At 39.0% G+C, this 5,279-nt stretch carries 7 protein-coding genes and 1 pseudogene; 5 read left to right on the forward strand and 3 right to left on the reverse strand.

What is annotated here, in order from left to right; translation table 11 throughout:
• From IG80_RS0105985 to IG80_RS0106005, 5 genes and pseudogenes are all read left to right on the forward strand, one after another.
• A partial coding sequence (locus tag IG80_RS0105985; RefSeq protein WP_198027216.1) for a tetratricopeptide repeat protein occupies positions 1-798 on the forward strand: 798 nt, incomplete at its 5' end.
• Between the two features lie 129 nt (positions 799-927).
• Positions 928-1,494, forward strand: coding sequence for a hypothetical protein (locus tag IG80_RS0105990; RefSeq protein WP_198027218.1), 567 nt, complete (start codon positions 928-930; stop codon positions 1,492-1,494).
• Positions 1,495-1,576: 82 nt separating this feature from the next.
• Entirely contained in the window at positions 1,577-2,236 is a 660-nt protein-coding gene (locus IG80_RS13930; RefSeq protein ID WP_075553162.1) for an IS6 family transposase, read from the forward strand.
• A 134-nt stretch (positions 2,237-2,370) separates the two neighbouring features.
• Positions 2,371-2,721: pseudogene (locus tag IG80_RS0106000) on the forward strand (recombinase family protein); the annotation flags it as partial.
• A 218-nt stretch (positions 2,722-2,939) separates the two neighbouring features.
• Complete coding sequence (locus tag IG80_RS0106005) at positions 2,940-3,812, forward strand: hypothetical protein (RefSeq protein ID WP_156962060.1); 873 nt, start codon at positions 2,940-2,942, stop codon at positions 3,810-3,812.
• A 394-nt stretch (positions 3,813-4,206) separates the two neighbouring features.
• Here the strand turns inward: IG80_RS0106005 and IG80_RS15035 are convergent, their stop codons facing one another.
• The 3 genes from IG80_RS15035 to IG80_RS14615 form a co-directional block, all read right to left on the reverse strand.
• Positions 4,207-4,368 (reverse strand): hypothetical protein, encoded by a 162-nt coding sequence (locus tag IG80_RS15035; protein ID WP_156962061.1) that lies wholly within the window; start codon positions 4,366-4,368, stop codon positions 4,207-4,209.
• A gap of 124 nt (positions 4,369-4,492) precedes the next feature.
• A complete protein-coding gene (locus IG80_RS0106010; RefSeq protein ID WP_052046124.1) occupies positions 4,493-4,816 on the reverse strand; it encodes an HU family DNA-binding protein in 324 nt (107 codons plus the stop codon).
• Between the two features lie 129 nt (positions 4,817-4,945).
• Positions 4,946-5,279, reverse strand: a 334-nt coding sequence (locus IG80_RS14615; protein WP_232224339.1) for a ProQ/FINO family protein, incomplete at its 5' end; no start/stop codon positions are given.

The following is a 5,279-nucleotide window of genomic DNA, read 5'->3' on the forward strand; positions in this document are numbered from 1 at the left end:
TTAGGCCGTGCAGGAATACCTAAAGGAGAAGAAGCCGATCAGCACGCTTTTAAGTGGTTCACGAAGGCTGCTGAGCAAGATAATGCTCCTGCTCAAAATAAGCTTGGGTTTATGTATGTGGAAGGCCGTGCAGGAATACCTAAAGGAGAAGAAGCCGATCAGCACGCTGTTAAGTGGTACACGAAGGCTGCTGAACAAGGCGACTCTGAAGCTCAATTTAACCTTGGGGCAATGTATCGAGAAGGCCGTGCAGGAATACCTAAAGGGCCAGAAGCCGATCAGCACGCTTTTAAGTGGTACACGAAGGCTGCTGAGCAAGGTTATGCTACTGCTCAATTTAACCTTGGGGCAATGTATCGAGAAGGCCGTGCAGGAATACCTAAAGGAGAAGAAGCCGATCAGCAAGCTGTCAAATGGTACACGAAGGCTGCTGAGCAAGGGCTTGCTCCTGCTCAATTTAACCTTGGGACAATGTATGAGTGCGGCCGTGCAGGAATACCTAAAGGAGAAGAAGCGGATCAGCACGCTGTTAAGTGGTACACGAAGGCTGCTGAGCAAGGTAATACTACTGCTCAATATTTCCTTGGGTTAATGTATGAGAGAGGAAGAGGAGTGACTCAAAATTATCAACAAGCCGTGAAGATGTATACCTCAGCACTAAAACTAAACCCAAAACTCCCAAAAGCAAAACAATCCCTTCAGTCCTTTTTTACTTGTGACTTAACCAACTACAATCCCACCCCAACACTAGAAGGATCACAGACAGATATAGAAAATCTAAAAGAAAATTTAGAATGATTAAAGGATCACCATATCTTTCTAGAAGGTTTTGCGGGCGGTGGTTTTGCCCGTGGTTTTGGTGAGAATTCTTCTCTTAGAGCTTTGAGCCACCAAATTGGCAATCTGAGTGATATTTATATAAAGTTAGTGACCCAAATTAATGAGCCTGGATTTTTGATTAGCTGCCTTAAGATGAACCCTACGGCACCAACTCCTTCTCTGGAAATGGTTGCCAACAAAAAAAGCATCGCTGACTTATATTTTAAACTGAGAGAGGACTTGCCACCCTATCTTTGCTTAACTTCACCTGATATGGTTAACCTTCTAAAATCAGCAAAACTTCATAAGAAATTAGAAGAATTATATGGGGTTTATGAAAGTTCAATCACCATTTTGCAGGAGATTTTGATTTCTACAACACCTCAACTTGATACTGATAAAAAAATGGAGGGTATTTTATTAGGCCTAAAATATGTAAAAGAAAGCCAACATAATTTTTTGAAAGCATTTTTAGAGCCATACTATGCCGCTAATGAGGAATCAGAAAAAAGACTCGCTTTACAAGAAATCATAAAAAAACTAAAGGAGCACCATAATACCTTGCAAGATCAGAGGGAACTTTGTAAAGAAATTAATTCGATGATTCTTGGTATAATTAAGGAATCTGAAGCTTATCGTAATCACCTCTTTATTACAAGAATATGGAATGGATGAACTATTAGGGAAGCGTCAAGTTAACGTAGGCAAAAAAGCTTGAGAGTGTTAGATATGGGAAAAAGATTTAAAGGGTTGAAGCATGACATTAACAGCCGCTCCTCGTCGTCATCGATTTCCTGTTTCTATTATTAGTCAAGCTGTGTGGATTTATCATCGGTTTAATAATAGCTATCGAGATATTGAGGAACAGATGGCTTATCGAGGGGTTCAAGTCTCTTATGAAACGATTCGGTCTTGGAGCATCAAATTTTCAAGCCATTTCAGAAACGTAATCAAAAAACGGGAGAGGAAACCTTCGGATAAGTGGCATATTGATGAAATGACTGTGAAGGTCAATGGGGAGATGTTTATCTTGTGGCGCGCTGTAGATTCTGATGGCTATGAATTGGATGTCTTTCTCCAGAAACGCCGTAATAAAAAAGCAGCAATTAGATTCTTAAGCTGGGTGTTGGGCAGTTATTCTATTCCCAGAGTCATTGTCACAGATAAATTGAAAAGTTACAGGAAACCAATACAGGCTATGTGCCGGAGCACCGAACATCGATCGCATAAAGGGTTAAACAATCGTGTAGAAAATGCCCATCAGCCAACGCGTCGCAAAGAGAAATGTTTGATTAAGTTTAAATCACCTCAGGGTGTGCAGAGAACATTAGCCCTTATGGGGAAGGTTCGTAATCTTTTTGCTATTGAGGTGGGACGATATTTGAAAAAAGCTTCTGAAAGGAAGAGATGCTTTTAGAGCCGCCTGCACCATCTGGTCTGAGGCGGCTCAAAAGCTCATTTGCGTCTAATGGGTCCAATTAAACATATCTTTACTATCTACAAAAGTTAACTTGCTACAAAAGTTAACTTGACGGTGCCGATCGATTAGCTTATCCTACCAGGAAATTGCTTGAAATCATTGATAAGCTCCATAACGCTGAGGCTCATATCCGTTCCCTATGCGAACCATGGGCTGATACAACGTCTCATGCCGGTCGCATGGTAATGACTGTATTTTCAGGAATTGCAGAGTTTGAAAAAGAATTAATAAAAGAACGGACAAGTACTGGTCGTCATTTAGCAAAAAAGCGAGGTGTTAAGTTTGGCCGCCCTTCCAAGATTAATCCAGAACAAAGAAGCCTGATGAAGCGTCTATTATCAGAAGGTGAGTCTATTAAAAACATCGCTAAAGCTATGAACACCCACCCATCAACCATCTACAGAAACCTGGAAATCCAATAAAATCAAGGCGACCACCTGTTCCTGGATGCTCTCCGCGTCTTGCTCCTTATACTTGTGAGAGTGGACAATTAAGACGGTAGCATTAGAGTCCCGTAAGGAATGAATTAAGGGACTGATGCAAACTGAGAAATATAGGTATTTGAGGATGATTTTTCACGTTGCCCCTAAAGGGAGCCTGAAGTATAGGTATCATTATAAATTTTTATAAAATTCGAGAGATGAAATTTTATATGACCTATTTTATAAAAGAGAGATTTTTTAATCTTCTATTAGTTATAATAAGCACACTATTTATTCTTCCGCCGTGCTCTGCCGCTGAGTCAGATGAGCCTCCAGGTAGTACAGAAAGAGAATGGGGAGGATATACTACCTTTCAAAGGATAGCTGAATTAGAAAGTGAAGGTATATTAGATGTCAGGGCAAACGTTAGGATTTTATGTAATTTCAATAGATTGTCCAAACAAGTAGAAAACCTTAAAGGAGAAAATAAAGTCCTGCGGGATTCTCTTGCTAACATATTCTCTACCTCCATTCCAACCCTGAGAAGGTGCATTTTTCAAAATATAACCATGAAGAAGACTATTGATGCAGAAGGGGGCAGCATCAAACATGAATCTGAACACATAATTAATAATGAGGCCATATTAACTGAATGCCTTAAAGATTATGAGAGCTCTTTAATCTCACTATTAAAAGAGAAACATCCTTTGCCGCTGAGAAGAGATGTAAGCCCTTTAGGTGAGCATGCAGGTTGGTATGAAAAATCTATTGGCTTAAGGACAGTTCATAGGAAAATAAGAGAGATCGAAAAAGAAAGTATTCTAGATGTCAGATCACATATCAGAGTTAGGGATAATTTGAATCGAGTGAGAGAACAAATTATAGAATTAAAAGAAGAAATAAATAGCCAAATTGATCAATTTAATCATCCTAAGGAAATAGCAGTCTGTGTTAGGTCAGCAGCTGAATTTGCCCAAATTGTAAGCCCCGACATTTCCATGGTCCATGCTCAATTTATGCATTGCTTCCATAATCCTATGTTGGAAAGTAAATTACAAGACAGATCTCATATTCTTTTCCAATTTAAGTAGAAGAATTTTAGGTGTCGTCAAGTTGTTAAGAAGTAATAAAACAGACGTGCCTTCTCCTCGATTATTTAGCATAGTGATCTTGCAACCAATTAATGGACAGTATAAAGAGAAACAATTTGTTGTTTAGGGGTAAGCCTAGCTACTATAATATGCGCCACCTCTCATGAAAGAAAATCGCATGACTAAACTCTCTATTTTATCAGTATCTGAGCAACGTCAATTTGATTCCCCACCTTTATTGGAGACCGTCCCAAATCGGGGGGTGATCTGCAAGGTAAGGAAAAATAAGGATAGGCTATTAATAATTTAGATGATTTTTAAGCGCATCTATCAGTTTATTGTGAGGAAATTAAAACTTGCAAATTTAGGCATTTGTGCCATCACCCCCCAAGTTTTAGATGGTCTCACTTCGTGTCGCAAAGTTGGTGCCAATTCGCTTTTGGGAAGATAGTCTTTTTCTTAAAAGTTTTTGGAGTTTAGCTTGTAACTCTTCAGGCGAGGAAAAAGGATAATTCCGTAACTTAGTTACATTCCCAATTCGACCATGGGCTGTCATTAAAAGCCAGGTTCCGAATAAGTCTTAGCCAGCGTAAATCTCGTACTGGCGAAAAATATTTCTTTCGGCGTCTATTGCTTGAAGCTGTATGGTGATGAGATTGATCATATAGTAATGTTATGCGTCAGTCTTCCTTATTTAACCTCTTATTCTGAGTACTATATTCTACAACTGCTTTTTTAAGCCCAGAAGAGGGGACGAACTTGGCAACCTGACGAGCAGAAATGATTGCTGAAATTTTTGTACGTGAATTACGTCCTACTCTTTGTTTTTTCTTCTGTACATGAAAAGTTCCAAAAGAAGAAATTTTTACACGATGTTCTTTAAACAAAGATTTTTGAATTTCTACTAAAGTAGATTTTAAAACACTTATTACTAGTTGACGAGATATATTCATTTTGTTGGCAATATTGCTAACAATATCTCTTCTAGTTATTGATTTTTTCATCCCTCAATTCCTTATTTAATATAAAGTCCCCTCAGAGCCTTTTATCCACAGATTATGTGGATAAGGTTGTTGTTAACTTTTTGTTAACCTATGGCTTTGGCTACTCTCCTCATGGCTCACACCTTATGCCTATTTATTAGGCAAGTCTCTTTGTTGAGAACCAACGTCCTTTTGATTGTCACAAGCCTTCTTTTCTTTCATTTTCTGTTTCCAAGCTTGTCGTCTTTCTTTTTTCTCAGCATAGAATCGCTTTTTACGTTCAATGTATTGAAGGAGTTGTTCTTCCGCTCGCTGTTGATGCTCTAGTATAACTTCCTCGACAGGCTCTCCTTGAATATCAAAGCGGTGTTGGGATTTTGAAAGGGCATCGAGATATCTTGGTGCCCCAACATAATAGGCAATAGCCCAGCGAATAGCAAGCCGAGGGAAGGGCAGATCTTCTGGTAAAGTAGCAAAGATATCT

The sequence above is a fragment of the Candidatus Paracaedibacter symbiosus genome (assembly GCF_000757605.1).
GTDB lineage: Bacteria > Pseudomonadota > Alphaproteobacteria > Paracaedibacterales > Paracaedibacteraceae > Paracaedibacter_A > Paracaedibacter_A symbiosus.